This is a genomic window from Arthrobacter sp. SAFR-044 (genome assembly GCF_059414985.1).
The window spans coordinates 24,619-42,909 of record NZ_JBPFDN010000001.1; the positions used below are offsets into that span (position 1 = coordinate 24,619).

The window sequence follows — 18,291 nt, forward strand, 5'->3', positions numbered from 1 at the left end:
CTGGCGCCATGGACTTTCATCTTTGCCAAGCCACGCCGGAGGACGCCGAAACGGTGGTGTTCATGCAGACGCAGGCCCACGAGGAGTGCTACCCCCACCTGCTGTCACCGGAGTTCTTCCGCAGGCGCAGGGCAAGCATCCCCGAACGGGTGGAGCGGCGGCGGGCCTTCCTTGCCGTGAAGGATCCGCGGATCCTCGCCTTCGACGCCGGCAACCAGCTGGTGGGCTACGCGGACGCCGGCCCCGGCCGGGAGGAAGATGCCCCGGAAGCCCTGGAACTGTATTCCATCTACACTCTCCGGCGCACGTATGGGACGGGTCTGGGGGCAGCGTTGGTGGACGCCGCCGTCGGCTCCGGCCCCGCCTACCTCTGGGTACTGGAGAACAATCCGCGCGCCCTGGCCTTTTACCTGAAGCAGGGGTTCCGGCCGGACGGCAGGCGCAACACCCTGCCGCCCGAATGGGACGCCCTGCCCGAATTCCGGCTGGTCCGGCGCGCTAAGGAGGCAACGGGCCGTTGAGGCGCACCTACGCCTACTTCGCCACGCTGGTGGGCATGGTCTGCGTGGCGTTCATCCTCGCCATGCTCTTCCTTCCGCTGACGCGCACCGTCCGCAGCGACGTGCTGCAGGGCTTCCTGATCGGCTTTGGCCTGGCTTTCGTTACTGCCCAGGTGTACGCCCGGATCAAAGCCGTCCGGGCGAACGGGTGGATCACCATGCCCGGCCTGGGCGATCCGGGCAACGGCGTGCTGATGCGCGCTGCCTGCGCCCAGTTGTTCCCGGGCCCTGTGAATACAGCGGAAGAGGCGGTTTACTGGTGGGCCAACTCAGACGCCTCAGGCGCCCAACTGACCGGCCAGCACCAGTACGTCCTCCGGTTCCCGCCCGGCGGACTGCCGCCCACCAACGCCTTTTGGTCACTGACGATGGGTGACGCCCGGAACCGCTTCGTCCCCAACCCCCTCCGGCGGTACAGCGTGAGCGACAGGTCCGGACTGGTCCCCGGCCCGGACGGCTCCGTTGAGGTCTACATCCAGGCCACCCCTCCGGCAGGCCGCGAACCTAACTGGCTGCCCGCCCCGGCTGGAAAGTTCATTCTCTGGCTGCGGGTCTACGAGCCCGGCCCGGCGGTCATGGACGGAATTTATGTGGTACCCCCAGTGGCCAGGGCGGAAACGTGACGTCATGAGGCTGGAACACCTGCTCATCTTCGGCACGGTCATGGCGGCCACGTGGGTTGCTGCCACGTACTTTTGGCCGCGCATGCTCCTGTCCGTGTTCAAGCGGGCCATCCTGGTCAAAGGCTTCGGCGACGGTCCCGTTCCCGTCAACACCCTCTACACCCAGTCGGAAGCACTCTTCGCTGATCCACTCGATATGCCCGCGGGCACGTCCAAAGTGGCAGCTGCCGGCGTCAACCGTGACACCCTCCTGACGTTGGGTTGGCTGGACCTCTCGAAAGGTCCACTGGTGCTGCACGTGCCTGACATGGGAGGGCGCTACTACAGCGTGCAGTTCACCAACCCGCACACCAACACCAACTTCGCCTACGTCGGCAAGCGCACCACCGGCACAGGGGCAGGGGACTTCCTCATCACCGGGCCGGGCTCGAGCGGCGCCATCCCCGAGGGGGTGCGGCACATCTCCTCGCCCACCCGTTCCGTGCTCCTCATCGGCCGGGTACTGGTCTACAACGATGCCGACCTGCCAACCGCGCACGGGCTCGCATCGCAGCTGCGGTTGTCGCCGCTTCGGTGACGGTGGAGGAGAGGCAGCGTTCGACGGCGGCGCGGGGCTGAGTGGGCGCCTCGGGCTTGGGTGCCGCGCAGCATTACAGGGCCCGGGTGAGGGTCCGGCCCACAGTGAGTCCGGTGAAGATGCACCCGCCGAGGAAGGTGCCTTCGAGCGCGTTGTACCCGTGGGCGCCGCCGCCGCCGAATCCGGCAGCCTCGCCGGCGGCGTACAGGCCCTGGATGGGAAGGCCGTCGTGTCCCAGTGCCTGGCCGGACAGGTTGGTCTGGATCCCGCCCAGTGTTTTGCGCGTGACCACATGCAGCCGCACGGCAATCAGCGGACCGGCTTTCGGGTCCAGGATCCGGTGCGGCTTGACGGTGCGGAACAGCCTGTCGCCCAAATAGCGCCGGCTGTTGCGGATGCCCGCTACCTGGGTGTCCTTGGAGTAGGGGTTCCGGATCTCGGCGTCGCGCTCCTCGATCTGCCGCCTGAGCTGCCCGTGGTCCAGCAGCGGCTGGTCTGTCAGTCCGTTCATCCCGTGGACCAGGTCCGCCAGGTTGTCCGCCACCACAAAATCAGCGCCGTGCTCCTTGAACGCCTCGATGGGACCGGACGCGCCGCGGCCCAGCCGGGCCTTCAGCAGCAGCTTGAGGTCCCGGTTGGTGATGTCCGGGTTCTGCTCCGAGCCGGAGAGGGCGAACTCCTTCTCGATGATGCGCTGGTTGAGGATGAACCAGGAATGGTCGTACTGCTGGATGTCCGGGGTTGTCCGCAGGAGGCGGAGGGTTCCCAGGGTGTCGTAGCCGGGCAGGCCGGGGGAGGGGAGCCGCCGGCCCAGGGCGTCGAACCAGAGCGACGACGGGCCGGGCAGGATCCGGATGGCGTGGCCCGGCCAAATGGGGTTCCAGTTCTGGATGCCCTCCGTGTAGTGCCACATGCGGTCCCGGTTCACCAGCCGGACGCCTGACTCGTCGGCAATGTCCAGCATCCGGCCGTCCACGTGCTCCGGCACCCCGGTGACCAGCTTCGACGGCGCCGTCCCCAGCCGGTCGGGCCACCAGCGCCGCACCTGGTCATGGCTGCCGCCGATCCCGCCGGATGCGACCACAACGGCCTGGGCCCGCAGTTCGAACCCGCCCACAACGTCCCGGTTGGAGGATACGCCGCGCGGGGACGCGTCCGGCGCCAGCACAGCGCCGCGCACCCCGGTGACCGTGCCGCCGTCGTACGTTAGACCGTCCACCCGGTGCCGGAAGTAAAACCGGACGCTGCCCGCCGACGCCGCCTCCCGGGCCTTGTCCGCGAACGGTTCCGAGACCCCGGTGCCGGTGCCCCACGGGACGTGGAAGCGGGGGACCGAGTTGCCGTGTCCGCCTGCCCTGCCGTCGCCGCGCTCGGCCCAGCCCACCAGCGGCGTGAACCGGATGCCCTGCTCCTGCAGCCAGGCGCGTTTCTCCCCGGCGGCGAACTCCACGTACGCGCGGCCCCACTGCTGCGCCCACTCGTCCTCAGGGTGCGGGCCGGACAGCCGGTCCCACTGCGCCGAGCCCTGCCAGTCCTGCCACGCCAGCCCGAAGGAGTCCTTCACGCCCAGCCGGCGCTGCATCGGGGTGTCCACCAGGAAGAGGCCGCCCAGCGACCAGAACGCCTGGCCACCCAGGTTGGCCTGGTTCTCCTGGTCCACGATTGCCACGCGCTTGCCGGCCCGGACCAGCTCATTGCTGGCAACCAGCCCGGCCAGGCCGGCGCCGATGATGATGACGTCCGCGTCCATGCGATCCCCGCCCTGCCTGAAGATAAGTGAGAGTCCTGCATCAACCTACAGCAGCAGGGCCGGCGGCAGTTCCGGGTTCGCGGGACTCCAAGGGTTTCCCCCACCCCTTTGGTGGGACAATGGAGCCAGGATTCCTGTCACGGTACCGGCCCCGGCACCGGCACGTTCCGCTCATAAACCAGGAGGGGATCCTGATGGACCCCACCACTGTCATTGTGATTGTTGTTGTCATCCTGCTGCTCATCGTTGCGAAGATGTCCATTCGAATCGTGCGCCAATACGAGAAGGGTGTGCTCTTCCGGCTCGGCAGGGTTATCGGTGTCAGGGACCCGGGGCTGCGGCTGATCGTCCCGGTCATCGACCGATTGCCGCTGGTCAGCCTTCGGATCGTGACCATGCCCATCCAGTCCCAGGGCATCATCACCCAGGACAACGTGAGCGTGGACGTCTCAGCGGTGGCCTACTACCGGGTGGTGGACGCCGTGAAGTCCATTGTCGCCATCGAAAACGTTGCCGCGGCCATCGACCAGATCGCCCAGACCACCCTGCGGAAGGTCGTGGGCCAGCACACCCTGGACCAGACCCTGTCCGAGACCGCGCGGATCAACGCTGACATCCGGCAGATCCTCGATGTGCTCAGCGTCGAGTGGGGCGTGGAAGTCACGTTGGTAGAACTGAAGGACATCCAGCTGCCCGAAAGCATGAAGCGCGCTATGGCCCGCCAAGCTGAAGCTGAACGGGAAAAGAGGGCGAAGATCATCGCCGCCGAAGGTGAAGCTATTGCCGCAACAGCCCTCGGTGACGCCTCCGACACCATGATGGCCCATCCGCTGGCCCTGCAGCTTCGAAACCTCCAGTCCCTCGTGGAAATCGGCGTCGACAAGAACACCACCGTGGTTTTCCCGGCACCGCTCATGAGCACCATCGGCGAACTTTCGGCGTTCCTGGCCCGGGAGGGCCAGGCGGCGTCGTCCGGCAAACCACCCATCAAGGCCGCCTGACCGCCGCTCGCCGTAAAATCCGCGCCGCTCAGCGCGCCAACAGTACGTTTGCTGATCAATTGCATGATGATTGCCCAAGGCAAGAGGCTTGGCTCAACAAGGTCTTTAGCCTCTGGATCGATCAGACATCGACGTCATCGAAAGCAAAGGGAATCAACCATGGGCTTCCTGGACCGTGACCACTCCATCGCCCCGCCGGGCTTCAACCGCTGGCTGGTCCCGCCGGCGGCGCTCGCCGTCCACTTGTGCATTGGCCAGGCCTACGCCACCAGCGTGTACAAGACGGCGTTGGTCAAGCACTTCGGGGCCAGCCTGACCGAGGTCGGCGTGGTCTTCTCCATCGCCATCGTCATGCTGGGACTTTCCGCCGCGGTCATGGGCACCTGGGTGGACACCAACGGCCCGCGCAAGGCGATGTTCACGTCCGCGATGTTCTGGGCGGGCGGCTTCCTCATCGGCTCGGCGGGCATCTTCACCCGGCAGCTCTGGCTGGTCTACCTGGGCTACGGCGTGGTGGGCGGCATCGGACTGGGCATCGGCTACATCTCGCCGGTGTCCACCCTGATCAAGTGGTTCCCGGACCGGCCGGGCCTGGCCACTGGCATGGCGATCATGGGTTTCGGCGGCGGCGCGCTGATCGCCAGCCCTGTGTCCCAGGCCCTGCTCAAGGCGTACGACCCCAACTCCGGTGCGCAGGGCTGGGTTGCCAGCGGTGACGCCGTGGGCAAGCTCTTCCTGACCCTCGCCGTCGTCTATCTCGCCTACATGCTGTTCGGTGCGTTCACCGTCCGGGTGCCTGCCGACGGGTGGCGTCCCGCCGGGTTCGACCCCGCCAAGGTCAAGGCGGCCAAACTGGTGACCACCGAAAACGTCTCGGCGAAGAACGCCATCAAGACCCGGCAGTTCTGGCTGGTGTGGGTGGCCCTGTTCTGCAACGTCACGGCGGGCATCGGCATCCTGGAGCAGGCGGCGCCCATGATCCAGGACTTCTTCAGGCAGTCCGACGGCAAATCCCTGGTGAGCGCCGGCGTGGCCGCGGGCTTCGTGGGGCTGCTGTCCATCGGCAACATGTCCGGCCGGTTCGCCTGGTCCGCCACCTCCGACGTCACGGGCCGCAAGCGGATCTACATGGTGTACCTGGGCGTGGGTGCCGTGCTGTACACGGTGCTGGCGCTTGCCGGGTCCAGCGCCACGGCCCTCTACGTGGTGCTCGCCTTCGTCATCATCTCGTTCTATGGAGGCGGCTTTGCCACCGTCCCGGCCTACCTGCGGGACCTGTTCGGGACGTACCAGGTGGGCGCCATCCACGGCCGGCTGTTGACCGCCTGGTCCGCCGCCGGAGTGGCGGGGCCGCTGATCGTCAACAGCATCCTGGACGCGCAGGGCAAGCCGGGCCAGCTGAATGCCGCTTCCTACCAGCCCGCCCTGCTGACCATGGTTGCGCTGCTGGTGATCGGTTTTGTAGCCAACCTGCTGGTCAAACCCGTCGACGCACGGTTCCACGAATCCCGCCCCGAGCGGCATGTATCCACCAGGGAGGCCTGACATGAGCAGCACCGCACACACCCACGGCGCACACGAGCCGGTCAACAAGTCCACCGGAAGGCTGGTCCTGGCGTGGGTCCTGGTAGGGATCCCGCTGGCTTATGGCGTCTTCCAGACGCTGACCCAGGTGGTCGCCCTGTTCGGTTAGTCTCCGCCTGGCGTCAGACTGGCCCGGTTTTGACGGCCGAACGGCGGTGGTTGCCCGTTGTTTCCCTCGCTGTGCGCTGAAAACTGGGCCAGTCTGTGCGCCCGGAAAGCATGCTCGGCGTGACGCCGGTGACCCAGCCTCAGGCCGCGGCGGGCTTCCTGAGCCGCCGGCGCAGGACGGTTGAGGCCACCCATGTCACCAGGCTGCACGCTGCGGCGCCCCAGAGGATGTCCGTCACGGCCACCAGCGCGGTGAAATCCTTCAGCACGGCGAACCCGGTCAGCGCCCATGTGGCGTAGGTGAAGAACCCGAACAGCGCTGCCCCGGTGACCCGCTGCCGCACCGAGGCGTCCGGGTCATTGGGCCGGACGCCGTAGTGCACCATGCCCGCCACAAAGACGACGTAGAACAGCACAGCGCCCGGCAGGTTGGCCTTGGGCGCGAGCAAGTGGCCGATCTGGCCTTGGTAGAGCGGGTTGGCCACCAGCAGGATCCAGATCAGGTCCAGCACGGCGAAAATCACGGCGCTGGCAACGTAGGCGGTCAGCCAGTTCTTGGTGCGGGGGCTCACGGTGGGCTCCTTGGCTCGGGTGCGGTTCAGGGGTGGTTCGCAGCCAGTGCCGGGGCTGGACTGCCGGGAAAGCGGATTGTTCCGGGAAGGGCGGGCCCCGCACACCTGCCAGGTCCACCCATACCACCCCGCTTCTGCTCCGAAGACTAAGTGGACAAGGCCACCAGGGCTGCGTTGTTGTTGGATCCAACCGTGCCCGGAGGGGTGCGGACGGGGACTGCCGTGCAGCAGCGCGCGGCGGACCAGGGGAAAGGAATCTGTCCGTGAACGAAAAGAGCCGCAAGGCCCTCATCAGCACCATCATTGCCGTAGTGGTGGCGGTGCTCATCGCCCTCGCCGGAAACCAGGGCGGCTCGAGGATCGGCGGGTTTCCCGTGTTTGCGCTGGGGGTTTCCATAGCCTTCGTGATCCAGTGGCTGGTGTTCATCCCTTCCTACAAGGCGCAGACAGAAAAGTTTTACGACCTCACCGGTGCCCTGACCTACATCTCCATCACGGTGCTCCTGGTGCTGGCGTCCCCCGGCGTGGACGCCCGCGGCATGCTGCTTGCGGCCATGGTGGTGCTGTGGGCCGCGCGGCTGGGCAGCTTCCTGTTCCTGCGGATCAGCAAGCACGGCAAGGACGACCGCTTTGATGAGCTCAAGCCGGACTTTTTCCGCTTCCTGAACACGTGGACCATCCAGGGCCTGTGGGTGGTCCTCACTGCGGCGCTCGCGTGGGTTGCCATCACCTCGGACAAGAAGGTGGGCCTGGACGGGTTCTTCTGGGTGGGCCTCTTGGTGTGGCTCGGCGGCATCACCATCGAGACCGCGGCGGACCTCCAGAAGAACCGCTTCAAGGACGACCCCGCCAACAAGGGACGCTTCATCAGCACCGGCCTGTGGTCCAGGTCCCGCCACCCCAACTACTTTGGCGAGATCACCCTGTGGGTGGGCGTGGCCATCATCGCCCTGCCGGTGCTGCAGGGCTGGCAGTGGGCGGCCCTGATTTCGCCGGTGTTCGTGGCGCTGCTGCTGATCAAAGGCAGTGGCGTGCCGCCTTTGGAGAAGAAGGCGGACAAGAAGTGGGGCGGCCAGGCGGACTACGAGGAGTACAAGAAGAACACTCCGGTGCTGGTGCCCAGGTTCAGGTAGGACTTCTTCGCCCAAGACGTACGACGGCGGCACACGGGTTGGGTGCCGCGGTGCTGCCGGCCACTGGGGACAGGAGGGATATCCAAGATGGTTGCCTTGGGTAAGTACGGTGCATGCACGGAAGCAGGTAGCTGTTACTCGTGACTTCCCCTTGCCCCGGCTCCTAGTCTCAAACGACAGTGCGGCCAGGAGACTGGCCGTCTGCCATGTAAATGCTGCTGGGGCAGGGAATTCAACTCTGGGGAGCAACGATGCGGGACCGTGGATTGGGTCGCCTTGGCGGCCGGGGCAGCAACGGCAGGATTTCCTGGCTTGGCTTACCGCGGGGAGGCCATCCCTTCACGGGCCATCATCCACCCGGTTCCAGGGATCTCCGGCCTCCGGCCATTCTGACAGCGCTCCTGCTGGCAGTTGAAGGTGGCATGGTGCTCCTGCCGGTTGCCGCGACAGCCGCAGGGCCGGAGCTGCCGCCTGCCACGAACTGTTCGGTGCGGCTGTTCCCAGGCCTGGGCGGCAGGGGCAGCAATGTGACCGCAGCTGCCGGTAACGGCCTCGCGGTCGGCCTCGCCGACAACGCTGCCGGTGACTCCGCGCCCGTGCTCTGGCGTGACGGTCAGCCGACTCCTATCAACGTCCCACTTGATGCGGCGGCGCCTGCGTCGGTAAACGCGGCTGGAATCGTCGTCGGCACCGGGTACGACGCCGCCAACCAGGCCCTCGTGGGCTGGTGGTGGCAGGACGGGCAGTACCATCTCCTTCCCGTTAGCCCCGGTGATATCGCCCTCCCTTCGGTGATTTCTGACAACGGCGTTGTGGCCGGGGCGTTGGTCGCCGACGAGGAGCACTCCGACGGACCTGGCGCCGATGAGGACGAGCGACCCGCCGTCTGGTCCAGCGTGACCTCGGCCCCGCGGGAACTCACGCTGCCCTCCGGTGCGCGCGGCGGTCATGCGTTCGCGGTCGGCCCCGACGGCACGGCCGGCGGAGTGGCGCTGGGCGACGACGCAACTCCGGTCCTGTGGTCGCCGGCTGGCGACCCCCGGGCCTTGCCAACCGTCGCCGGGCGGGGCGGCGTAGTGCTCGCGATCGACTCTGCCGGTCAGGCGCTCGGCCAGAGCGCCGTGCCGCAAGGAACCCACGCTGCCGCGTGGGACGCTTCCGGTGTCACGGACGTAGGCACAGCGGCCGCCGGTCCCACTTCAAGCGCACAGGCAGGCACTGCGGGGATCGCCGTGGGTACGGGCAGCACGCCGTCCTTCCGCGGATCCCGGCCCCAAGCGGTGATGTGGATGGGCAAGAGCGCGCGGATCCTGGCTCCGGGAACCGACGGCCAGTTCGCTGGAGTGTCCGGGGCGGCGACCTCCGTTTCACGCCAGGGTGACACCACCGTGGTCGTCGGTTACTCAGCGGCAGTTGACGGGCTTCGCCGCGCGACCGAATGGAGCTGCAAGTGAACGGCCACGGGCGCATGCGCCATCCACTGCGCAGAGTGCTGGCAGTCCTGCTGGGCACCACCCTTGTCCTTGCAAATGTCTACTTCCTCGCCACCTCACGGGAGTCGCAGGCTACCGCCGCGACTTCGGTGAGCCTGGGATTCGCCGGCGACACCGGTGGCAACACGGTGACCGGCAAAGTGATCGACGCCGCGCGCAACGCCGGGGTCGGGGCAATGATGAACCTCGGTGACCTGTCCTACTCCCAGATCACCCCGGAGTCTGCCTGGTGCTCGTTCGTCTCACAGCATGCCGGAACCATGCCGTATGAATTCATCACCGGCAACCACGAGGACGACGGACCCGACGGACTGTGGTCCAAGTTCGCTTCCTGCCTCCCGGACAAGCTCGGCTCAGTCGGCAACTATGCCCAGCAGTTCTATACCGACTACCCGGCCAGCAGCCCGTTGGTCCGGATGATCATGGTCTCCCCGAAGCTGACATACAGCGGTTCGGGCCTTGACTGGTCGTACAAGTCCGGCACCCAGGGCTACAAGTTCGTGACGTCGGCAATTGACTCGGCGCGCGCTGCCGGGATCCCGTTCATCGTCGTGGGGATGCACATGTACTGCCTGTCCATGGTCAATTACCCCTGCGCCGCCAGCCCTGACCTGATGAACATGCTTGTTTCCAAGAAGGTGGATCTGTACCTTCAGGCACACGACCACGCGTACGCGCGCAGCTATCCGCTAGCACTCAAGGGCAGTTGCACGGCCATCCCAGTCAGCAGCTTCAACCCTGACTGCGTGGCTGATACCAACCCCAACGGGCAATTCGCCGCCGGCACCGGGACTATCCTGGCCACGGTGGGTTCGGGCGGCAGATCGATCAACAGCGAGAGCAACACGACGACGGCGCCGTACTTCCAGAGTTTCATGGGCAGCAACAACAACCCAACCTATGGCTTCCTGAAGGTTTCCGTGACCAGCACTACATTGACGGGTTCATTCGTCCGCGCCTCCGGCGGGACCTATACGGACAGTTTCACGGTCACCAGGTCGGCACCTGCGCCGAGCCCGACGCCCACGCCCACGCCCACGCCGACGCCGACGCCGACGCCGACGCCGACACCCACCACGACGACGACACCCACGCCGACTCCGACGACGACCTCGCCGACGCCCACTCCAACGCCGACGACGACCTCGCCGACGCCGGGAGCGGTCTCGGTCCGGTCGACGGCAACCGGAGCCGGCGAGCTGACCGCATCGGGCTCGTACACTGCCACCCTGCCGGCAGGCTGGCAGCCAGGGGACACAGTGTTCCTGTTCTCGCAGGTGACTGTTTCAAGCTCGGCGAACACCACTGCCCCAGCGGGATGGACGCGGGCAGTGGGCGACTTCACCAGTGCCGGGTCCACCTCGGCACACCAGGCGGTCTGGTACCGGGTGATGCAGGCCGGGGACAGTGCGCCGAACGTGCCTGAACCCGCCTCCCGGTATGCGTGGTCGACGGTTGCGGTGCAGGGCGCAAACACCACCACGCCACTGGACGTCACACCTGCCACTGACACCAACAGTGGGGTGGCCTACCCGGCAGTCCGGGCTCCATCAATCACCCCGGTAACCCCGGGAGCGTTGTTGCTGACGGCACACGGGGCGCGGAACGGCACCAACTCGGCCACCACGTCATTCGCGCCACCGGCGGGGATGTCCGAGGTCAGCGACGCAACGTCCGGCATTGCATCCAAGTCGAACGCGGCCATCGAGGTCGATTCGCTCCCGCTGACCGATACGTCCGCCACGGGCACCAAGACGGCCACCGCAGCGTCAAGCTCCGGCACGACCATCAACCAGTGCGGCTCGGCCATCGTGGTTCGGCCCGCGGGGTAGCCCGGAGACGTTAGAAGAACGACGGCGGCATCCGGAACCGGGTGCCGCCGTCGCCCGTTCATCAGATACCATTTAACCCATCAAGGGGAGTACTCCCGTCTGTGAGTGGCCCGTCAATACGGATGCAGCGATGTATCCCGGGCCACCGGCTCCGGTTCCACCGGGCGGAGGAGACCTTGGCGTCCATGCCACGCCTACCCCTTGGAGTACCCGCCATGCAGGTAACACCCCTCGTCTGGATCATCACCATTGCCGTGACAATCCTGTTCTTCGTTTACGAGTTCTTTGCCCACGTCCGCAAACCGCACGAACCGTCCATCGGCGAATCGGCGCGCTGGTCCGCGTTCTACATAGGACTCGCGCTCCTGTTCGGCGTCGGGATCGGTGTGGTCTCGGGCTGGACCTTCGGTGGCGAGTACTTCGCCGGCTACCTCACCGAAAAGGCCCTGTCCGTGGACAACCTGTTCGTCTTCCTTATCGTGATGACGGGGTTCGCCGTTCCCAGGAAGTACCAGCAGAAGGTGCTGATGGTGGGCATCATCATCGCCCTCATCCTCCGCGGCGGCTTCATCGCCATCGGGGCCACGCTGATCGCGAACTTCTCCTGGGTGTTCTACATCTTCGGTGCGCTGCTGCTGTTCCTCGCATACCGGCAGGCGTTCGGCGGCCACGATGCCAATCCGGCCGACGGCAGGTTCATGAAGCTGGTGCACCGCGTCCTGCCGGTCACCCCGGACTACCACCGGGACCGGCTCACGGTGAAGCTGGACGGCAAGCGCTTCGTCACACCCATGCTGCTCACCATCATCGCCATCGGCTTCGTGGACCTGATCTTCGCCGTCGACTCGATCCCCGCGATCTACGGCCTGACCAGCGAGGCGTACATCGTCTTCACCGCCAACGCCTTCGCCCTCATGGGACTGCGGCAGCTGTTCTTCCTCATCGGCGGCCTGCTGGAACGCCTGGTGTACCTGGCCCAGGGCCTGGCCGTCATCCTCGCGTTCATCGGGGTGAAGCTCGTCTTCCACGCCCTGCACGTCAACGAGCTTTCCTTCATCAACGGCGGCCAGCCGCTCCTGTGGGTGCCGCAGGTCCCCATCTGGTTCTCGCTGCTCTTCATCGGCGCCACCATCCTGGTGGCCACCGTGGCCAGCCTGGTCAAGACCCGCAGGGGGATTGGCGGCGGCGGGCACGCCGCCCAGGGTGATGCGGACACTCCGTCGGTCGAGGGTGCGGACTCCGCTGCCGGTACCCACCGATAGCTGCTGGCCGGCATGCAGGAAGACGGACGACGGCGGCACCCACCTTGGGTGCCGCCGTCGCCGCGTGTGTAGGAGAAGACACGGCGCTTCCATCCGCACAGCGCCATACGAGGCTGAGGGCGCAGGGAGAGGGTACGCCGCAGGATTTGCACAGGAGTCGGAGAGGATTGACCGAGTTCCGGTGAAACCAGCCATTCGGCGGATGTGCCGCCGTTAGGCTTTTCGGTGGCGTCAGCAGGTATGGGGGGCTGACGCCGCTAACTCTTCGCACATTAACCTGGGGGCTGCATTGTCTGGTTACACGGCCTTGCCCAACATCACGCCTGCGTCCGGCACCCGCTGGGCTGCCGCCGTCGTCCTTTCCGCCGTGCTGGCCCTCTGTAGCGCAAACCTGCCGGCGGTTGCTGCCGACAGCACCACCACGACGCAAGCCGTGCAGGCGGCCGACCTGCTTGAGGCCCTGCCGATAAAGGGCCGGGCGCCCAAAACCGGGTACGAGCGCTCGCTGTTCGGGGCAACGTGGGCGGACGTGGACCAGAACGGCTGCGACACCCGGAATGACATCCTCAACCGGGACCTGACCGGGATCACCTACGTCAACAGCGTCCCGTGCACCGTCAAGACCGGTGTGCTCGCAGACCCCTACACTGGCACCGCCATCGACTTCGTCCGCGGCACCACCACCAGCAGCGCCGTGCAGATCAACCATGTGGTGGCACTCAGCGACGCGTGGCAGAAGGGTGCGCAGCAGCTGACCACGGAGCAGCGGACGGCCTTCGCCAACGATCCGCTGAACCTGCAGGCCACGGACGGGCCCACCAACCAGCAAAAGGGCGACGGCGACGCCGCCACCTGGCTGCCGCCGGCCAAGGGCTTCCGGTGTGAGTACGTGGCCCGGCAGGTTTCGGTGAAGGCGCGCTACAGCCTGTGGGTGACGCAGGCGGAGCACGACGCGATCGCCGGGATCCTGGCCGCCTGCCCCGGCCAGCCGGCCCCGACCACTGTGGCGCCTGCAGGCGCCAGCACTGTCGTCTACTACGCCAACTGCGCGGAGGTGGTGGCTGCCGATGCGGCCCCGCTGTATGCGGGAACCGCCGGCTACCGGTCAGGGCTGGACGGCGACGGCGACGGGGTGGCCTGCGAGGGCTGAGCACCTCCGGTTGCTCCCCAAGGGTGCCGGCCCGTGGGTGGCCGGTCAGCAGTCCTCGCCAGGGAGGGCGGCCTGGGGGACGGATGCGGCCGGTTTGGATCGGAGGTTAACGCGGTGTGCCCGGTCGCGCTTGCGGAGGGGCGTCATGCTGCACCGACACACCTGTGATGATCGCGAAGGCCAAGAGTAGTACCAACGGTGTTTGGAGAATCGGGCCCAAAAGCGCGAACCCCGAGTCCGCAACAGGTTTTGCCGCGGCGATGAGGCACGCGATGTCCATTGCCAGGGCCACCACGTACCCGGCGATGAAGACGACAGTAAGTGCCGCCGGCCTGTAGTCCTTTGTGATGGTCCGTACTGCCGAGTCGTAAGCCAGGAACTTGAGCCCGATGAAGATCGGAGTGAAGGTCAGAACATCCCAGATGCTCACATCCTCCGGGAACCTGCGCAGCGGGACGCTCGTGTTGCCCTGGTAAACGCCCTCGGAAAAGAACCAAAAGCTGCCCACGTGGATCGCGATCAGCAGGGCTGAGACCAGCCCGAACCTCAACCATGTTCCATGCGGTGTCATCCCCATCGCCCAGTATGGCCCTGTTCGTCACGTGGTTTTCAAGGCAGTTGCGGCAAACTTGAGGTGTGGCGGCGGTGCTGGCCGTTCATGCCTTCCCCGGACGCGCCGCCGATGGCAGATTATCTCTTGGTACCGCGACATTCGGACACGTAAAGACACGCTTAAGGGGCAACCATGGCTCACGCCGAGAACCAGATCACCATCAGCCGTTCGCCCGCCGAGGTATACATGTTCCTGGCCGACGGGTTGAACAATACGGCTTGGCGTACAGGCGTTCAGTCCATCTCCCTGAAGAGCGGCACTCCCGGAACGCTTGGCGCGGTATACAGGCAAACACTAAGCGGACCGGGCGGCCGGGCCATCGACGGCGACTATGAGATCACCGCCGCGGAACCCGGCACGCTCCTCGGTTTCCAGGTGGTGGCCGGTCCCGCACGCCCATCCGGTGCCTACCACCTCGGGCCATCCAACGGCGGGACGAAGGTCCGTTTCACCCTGGATTTGCAGCCCAAGGGGCTGATGAAACTCATGGGGCCGGTGGTCCAGCGCACCATGGACCAGGAGGTCGCCCAGCTGGCAAAGCTCAAAACAGTCCTCGAGGCGCGCTAGGAACGAGCCCCATCACTGACCCAGGCATCACGACGGCGGCACCCGGGTTGCGTGCCGCCGTTCGGCTTTGGCCACCCGAGGCTTGACAGGCGAATACGGCGCCGTGCCCAGCGAGGGGTGGCTTAAATTGAACATTAGAGCCCGGACGAAGTGGGCACGAGTCCGGGTAAAGCTGGTGCGGGGAAGCAATCCGCCGCCCAGTACCAGCCCTAATCCAGTTCTACTTCTGCCAGGTGTTCCCAGAGCAGGAAGCGTGCGCGCCGGTGCCACTGCCCGTGTTCTTTCCTGCACTCTTTCCGTCGACCAGGATCTCGCAAGAGACTGCACCCGAAGCGTCGGAGTAGCTCCCCGTCACAGAGATGCTCGTGACATTGAATTCCTTCGACGTGATGGATTTCTTCCATTCAGCAGTGATGTCTTCTGTCGAAGTTCCGCCAGGAGTCCAGTAGGAAATGTGTGCGGGACCGGACGTAGTTACCACGTACTCTACGGTGTGCTCGGCATTGATCTTGTCATCGATTGACTTTGCGGCGGCGCTAACACCCGCAGTCACCGCGCCGGCGACGATCAGGCTGACGACACCGAGGATGACTCCGGTGATGGCCATGCCCTTTTTTCGGTTCTTAAGGAACAGGGCGATGATACCGAGAATGATTGCCACGGGACCGAGAAAGAAGGAAATCATTCCTACTAGCGGGATCATGCTGAAAACGGCGGCAACAATGCCGACGACCAGTGCTGCAACACCGAGGCCATTCTGGCGTTTTTCTCCTAGGATGCGGACGTGGTGAACAGGCTGCTCCGGCATTTTAGGATACGCGGTGTTGTTCTTGATATCGGACATGATTTTCCCCTTTTATGGTGCAAGTGAGACCTTGCGAATTGCTTCTGTAAAGTGCAGCCAGCTAGAACAGCTTACGAACGGCGGAAGATGGCATCGCCTGGGCAGGCAATTGTCTTTGTGAGGTGGAACCAGCAGCACAGGTCCAGGCGGGAAGTTCTCCCGATGCGCACTGTGAGGCGGGCACCAGGGAAGACACTAATGACCGAAGTTCCATTTACCACGAAGTACATCCCCCATAGACAAGCAACGTCGGTGGATCCAGAGAGGAACTTCCGACGAGGCTGGCGTTACGTTGTCGGTTTAGCATTTATGCCGACACTACGGCCATGGCTATTTGACACACTTATTGTCCGCCAAGAATTCGCCTGAGAACGTAAAGTTTCATATTCTTTAGTGAATGCTTCGAAAACGTTGAGCGAGACCTGAGTGAGGATGAACGACACCTGGGTCCGGCCCCGGCGCCCACGGAGTCCAGCAACCGTCAGGCCATTTGAATCTTTCCGTCCGCGCTCCGGCCGCGATAGGCCACTATGGCATGGGGCACGATGCCGCTTCAGTAAAGCTGCGGCAAACTTGAGTCTGCTCCCAAACGAAAGCAGGACTGCGTGATCACTCTCCAGCAGGACGCCGAGGGCTTCATCCGTATGAATCGGCATTACCCGGCCAGCGTCCGCATCCGGATTGACTTCAACGACGGCAGCACCGGGGAGTTCTCCGGTCGGACGCTCAACAACGCCTACGACGCTGCGCTCGCCGAGTTCCGCGCCAGGAATGGCCTCGACGCGAAGGGATTCAACCGAACCCCCGCAAGCCGGGCCAACTCCGGCAATAAAGTGGACTTTGTTCCCGTGCACCCGGGCATGGGGGAGTAGCCGGAGCGGCCTCGAGGAAGCGGAGGCCACGAGGTGATCAGACTGCAAGGGCATCGGCGTGCCGGTGGGCCACCCGCCACTGGCCGTCCTCGCGCCGGTAAACCTGGGTTGCCCGGAGCGTGAGGTTGGTGGGCTCCCCGTCCCTGCGGAAGGAGATGCGCTCGATGCCTGCGGTGTATGCCATGTCCCCGGTAACGTCGCACGCATGCAACTCCAACTCCCATGACGTGCAGTGGGAAAAGCTGTCCTCCAGGAACCTGAAGATTTGCTCCACTTCTTCCAGCCCGTAAGCGTTGCGGAAGGCTCCCAAGATGCTCACGGGCTCGTTGCGCGACCAGATGGCCCGCCGCGGGTCTGCGTCGCCGTTGTGCAGGGCGACTTCCGCGTCATGAAGAGTCGTATTGATCCACTGGACGAAATCATCGCGGTCACTCATGGCGTCAAGGTACTCGCGCCAGATGGGCCCGGCAAGGGCGGAAAGTCCGCGATGCGGTGGCCCCGTTTACGGCTCGCCGACGCTGTCCTGGTGCGCTTCGACGACGAAATGTTCCACCCGCCGGTCAGGAACCAGCCAGACCAGCGCGACGATGGTGAAGACGGCGACTCCCAGCAGCGGCTGCACCAGGGTGAGGCCGATCCCCGTGAGGTAGATCAGCGGAGACGACTTGCCCTTCCAGTCCCGACCGACAGCCTTGGCCAGCGCCCCATCCTTCCCTTGGACTGCGATCAGCCGCCGCTCCAGGATGAAGTAGGCAATTGCGGCGCACAGCAGGTTGATCCCGTACAGCAGCACGGGGACCTGCTGGAAGCCGGACTCATCCATCCACCGTGTGGTGAAGGGGAACAGCGACAGCCAGAACAGCAAATGAAGGTTGGCCCAGAGGATACCGCCGGTCACCCGGCTGGCGAGGTGGATCATGTGGTGGTGGTTGTTCCAGTAGATCCCCACGTACACGAAGCTCAGGAGGTAGGTGAAGAGTGTGGGCAGGACGGCGGCGACGCCCGCCCACGTTGGTTCTTCCGGGGTGTGCAGTTCGAGCACCATGATGGTGATGATGATCGCCAGTACGCCGTCGCTGAAGGCCTCGAGCCGGTTTTTGTTCACCCGAATATTCTGCCCGCAAAGTCCTTCGGCCGGGGCATCAAACGAGGGTGGCGAGCCGCTTGAGGTTCGAGAATTGACGGGTCTGCATGACCCAGTGTGAGGGTTCCAGGATGGCTACGCTCATGATGGGTTTGAGCCATTTGGGCCGCAGCGCCCAGTAGCCGCTGACCACCAGCCGGGTCCGTCCGTCCGGCAGGCTGCGCACGTCGAATCCCCAGATTGAGTCGGTGTAATAGCGCGGCGGTGTCCCTGCCGGATCGAAGGGACGCCCGCGCAGATCCAGGGACATGCGGAGGCCCAAGAACCGCTCGGGTTCAAGGGCCGCGACTTCCCACCACTCGCTGCCATCCGGCTTGGCGGCCAAATGCTGGTGGAGGGCGATGTCCTGCCACTCGGGATGAAGGCTTTCAGCGCTGCGCCGGCCGAAGTTGTCGAGACGGTCCCAGCTGTACCAGCCGGCTCGGTCTGTGCCCATCTGCACCAGCCAGGGCCACACGCGGGAAGGGGGCGCATCGATATTCACGGCCATGGTCGCGCTTCGGGAGCTGTCCGGAATCAGGTTTGCGCCCGGGTAGGGCCCCTGGACTTCGCCGGGGGTCGCACCCCAGCGGAGCAGGCGGGGCCGCACAATTGACAGGTAAGCGG

The 18,291-nt window shown here is 65.3% G+C and carries 20 protein-coding genes; 13 read left to right on the forward strand and 7 right to left on the reverse strand.

All coding sequences use genetic code 11. The annotated features are described in order from the left end of the window. Positions 1-8 precede the first annotated feature (8 nt). Genes ACR65J_RS00120 through ACR65J_RS00130 form a run of 3 tightly spaced genes read left to right on the forward strand, consistent with a single transcriptional unit; the run spans position 9 to position 1,760 of the window. Complete coding sequence (locus ACR65J_RS00120) at positions 9-521, forward strand: GNAT family N-acetyltransferase (protein ID WP_440164975.1); 513 nt, start codon at positions 9-11, stop codon at positions 519-521. Beyond that, complete coding sequence (locus ACR65J_RS00125; protein WP_440164976.1) at positions 518-1,183, forward strand: DUF1214 domain-containing protein; 666 nt, start codon at positions 518-520, stop codon at positions 1,181-1,183. The genes ACR65J_RS00120 and ACR65J_RS00125 overlap by 4 nt, the downstream gene beginning before the upstream one ends. A gap of 4 nt (positions 1,184-1,187) precedes the next feature. Beyond that, complete coding sequence (locus tag ACR65J_RS00130) at positions 1,188-1,760, forward strand: DUF1254 domain-containing protein (protein ID WP_440164978.1); 573 nt, start codon at positions 1,188-1,190, stop codon at positions 1,758-1,760. A 73-nt stretch (positions 1,761-1,833) separates the two neighbouring features. Here the strand turns inward: ACR65J_RS00130 and ACR65J_RS00135 are convergent, their stop codons facing one another. After that, positions 1,834-3,510 carry an FAD-binding dehydrogenase gene (locus tag ACR65J_RS00135; RefSeq protein ID WP_440164980.1) on the reverse strand — a complete coding sequence of 559 codons (1,677 nt, stop codon included), beginning with the start codon at positions 3,508-3,510 and terminating at the stop codon, positions 1,834-1,836. Between the two features lie 194 nt (positions 3,511-3,704). Between ACR65J_RS00135 and ACR65J_RS00140 the strand changes: the two genes are divergently transcribed. The 3 genes from ACR65J_RS00140 (at position 3,705) to ACR65J_RS00150 (ending at position 6,204) form a co-directional block, all read left to right on the forward strand. After that, positions 3,705-4,511, forward strand: coding sequence for a slipin family protein (locus ACR65J_RS00140; RefSeq protein ID WP_440164981.1), 807 nt, complete (start codon positions 3,705-3,707; stop codon positions 4,509-4,511). 159 nt (positions 4,512-4,670) lie between these two features. Beyond that, complete coding sequence (locus tag ACR65J_RS00145; RefSeq protein ID WP_440164982.1) at positions 4,671-6,056, forward strand: OFA family MFS transporter; 1,386 nt, start codon at positions 4,671-4,673, stop codon at positions 6,054-6,056. Position 6,057: 1 nt separating this feature from the next. Then, on the forward strand, positions 6,058-6,204 hold the full coding sequence (locus ACR65J_RS00150) for an MFS transporter small subunit (RefSeq protein WP_440164983.1): 147 nt from the start codon (positions 6,058-6,060) through the stop codon (positions 6,202-6,204). Positions 6,205-6,343: 139 nt separating this feature from the next. Here ACR65J_RS00150 and ACR65J_RS00155 read toward each other — a convergent pair whose 3' ends face one another. Then, entirely contained in the window at positions 6,344-6,775 is a 432-nt protein-coding gene (locus ACR65J_RS00155) for a DUF2177 family protein (RefSeq protein WP_440164984.1), read from the reverse strand. Positions 6,776-7,038: 263 nt separating this feature from the next. Here ACR65J_RS00155 and ACR65J_RS00160 point away from each other — a divergent pair, with 263 nt between their 5' ends. From ACR65J_RS00160 to ACR65J_RS00180, 5 genes are all read left to right on the forward strand, one after another. After that, complete coding sequence (locus ACR65J_RS00160; RefSeq protein ID WP_440164986.1) at positions 7,039-7,908, forward strand: DUF1295 domain-containing protein; 870 nt, start codon at positions 7,039-7,041, stop codon at positions 7,906-7,908. Positions 7,909-8,330: 422 nt separating this feature from the next. Next, positions 8,331-9,362, forward strand: coding sequence for a hypothetical protein (locus ACR65J_RS00165; RefSeq protein WP_440164987.1), 1,032 nt, complete (start codon positions 8,331-8,333; stop codon positions 9,360-9,362). Beyond that, a complete protein-coding gene (locus ACR65J_RS00170; RefSeq protein WP_440164988.1) occupies positions 9,359-11,233 on the forward strand; it encodes a metallophosphoesterase family protein in 1,875 nt (624 codons plus the stop codon). The genes ACR65J_RS00165 and ACR65J_RS00170 overlap by 4 nt, the downstream gene beginning before the upstream one ends. 215 nt (positions 11,234-11,448) lie before the next feature. Further along, complete coding sequence (locus tag ACR65J_RS00175; protein WP_440164990.1) at positions 11,449-12,495, forward strand: TerC family protein; 1,047 nt, start codon at positions 11,449-11,451, stop codon at positions 12,493-12,495. A 289-nt stretch (positions 12,496-12,784) separates the two neighbouring features. Continuing rightward, complete coding sequence (locus tag ACR65J_RS00180) at positions 12,785-13,645, forward strand: GmrSD restriction endonuclease domain-containing protein (protein ID WP_440164991.1); 861 nt, start codon at positions 12,785-12,787, stop codon at positions 13,643-13,645. Positions 13,646-13,751: 106 nt separating this feature from the next. Here ACR65J_RS00180 and ACR65J_RS00185 read toward each other — a convergent pair whose 3' ends face one another. Continuing rightward, positions 13,752-14,195, reverse strand: a complete 444-nt coding sequence (locus ACR65J_RS00185) for a hypothetical protein (RefSeq protein ID WP_440164993.1) — start codon at positions 14,193-14,195, stop codon at positions 13,752-13,754. Between the two features lie 195 nt (positions 14,196-14,390). Here ACR65J_RS00185 and ACR65J_RS00190 point away from each other — a divergent pair, with 195 nt between their 5' ends. Beyond that, positions 14,391-14,825 carry an SRPBCC family protein gene (locus tag ACR65J_RS00190; RefSeq protein WP_440164995.1) on the forward strand — a complete coding sequence of 145 codons (435 nt, stop codon included), beginning with the start codon at positions 14,391-14,393 and terminating at the stop codon, positions 14,823-14,825. 220 nt (positions 14,826-15,045) lie between these two features. Here the strand turns inward: ACR65J_RS00190 and ACR65J_RS00195 are convergent, their stop codons facing one another. Further along, positions 15,046-15,669, reverse strand: a complete 624-nt coding sequence (locus ACR65J_RS00195; protein WP_440164997.1) for a DUF4190 domain-containing protein — start codon at positions 15,667-15,669, stop codon at positions 15,046-15,048. 605 nt (positions 15,670-16,274) lie between these two features. Between ACR65J_RS00195 and ACR65J_RS00200 the strand changes: the two genes are divergently transcribed. After that, the gene (locus ACR65J_RS00200) at positions 16,275-16,541 is read left to right on the forward strand and encodes a hypothetical protein (protein WP_440164998.1); all 267 of its coding nucleotides are present in this window, start codon (positions 16,275-16,277) and stop codon (positions 16,539-16,541) included. Between the two features lie 37 nt (positions 16,542-16,578). Here the strand turns inward: ACR65J_RS00200 and ACR65J_RS00205 are convergent, their stop codons facing one another. From ACR65J_RS00205 to ACR65J_RS00215, 3 genes are all read right to left on the reverse strand, one after another. Further along, positions 16,579-16,977: a nuclear transport factor 2 family protein gene (locus ACR65J_RS00205; protein WP_440164999.1), complete on the reverse strand. Its 399-nt coding sequence runs from the start codon at positions 16,975-16,977 to the stop codon at positions 16,579-16,581. Positions 16,978-17,043: 66 nt separating this feature from the next. Then, positions 17,044-17,646, reverse strand: coding sequence for a TMEM175 family protein (locus tag ACR65J_RS00210; RefSeq protein WP_440165000.1), 603 nt, complete (start codon positions 17,644-17,646; stop codon positions 17,044-17,046). A gap of 37 nt (positions 17,647-17,683) precedes the next feature. Further along, positions 17,684-18,175, reverse strand: a complete 492-nt coding sequence (locus ACR65J_RS00215; RefSeq protein WP_440165002.1) for a hypothetical protein — start codon at positions 18,173-18,175, stop codon at positions 17,684-17,686. Positions 18,176-18,291: the final 116 nt, after the last annotated feature.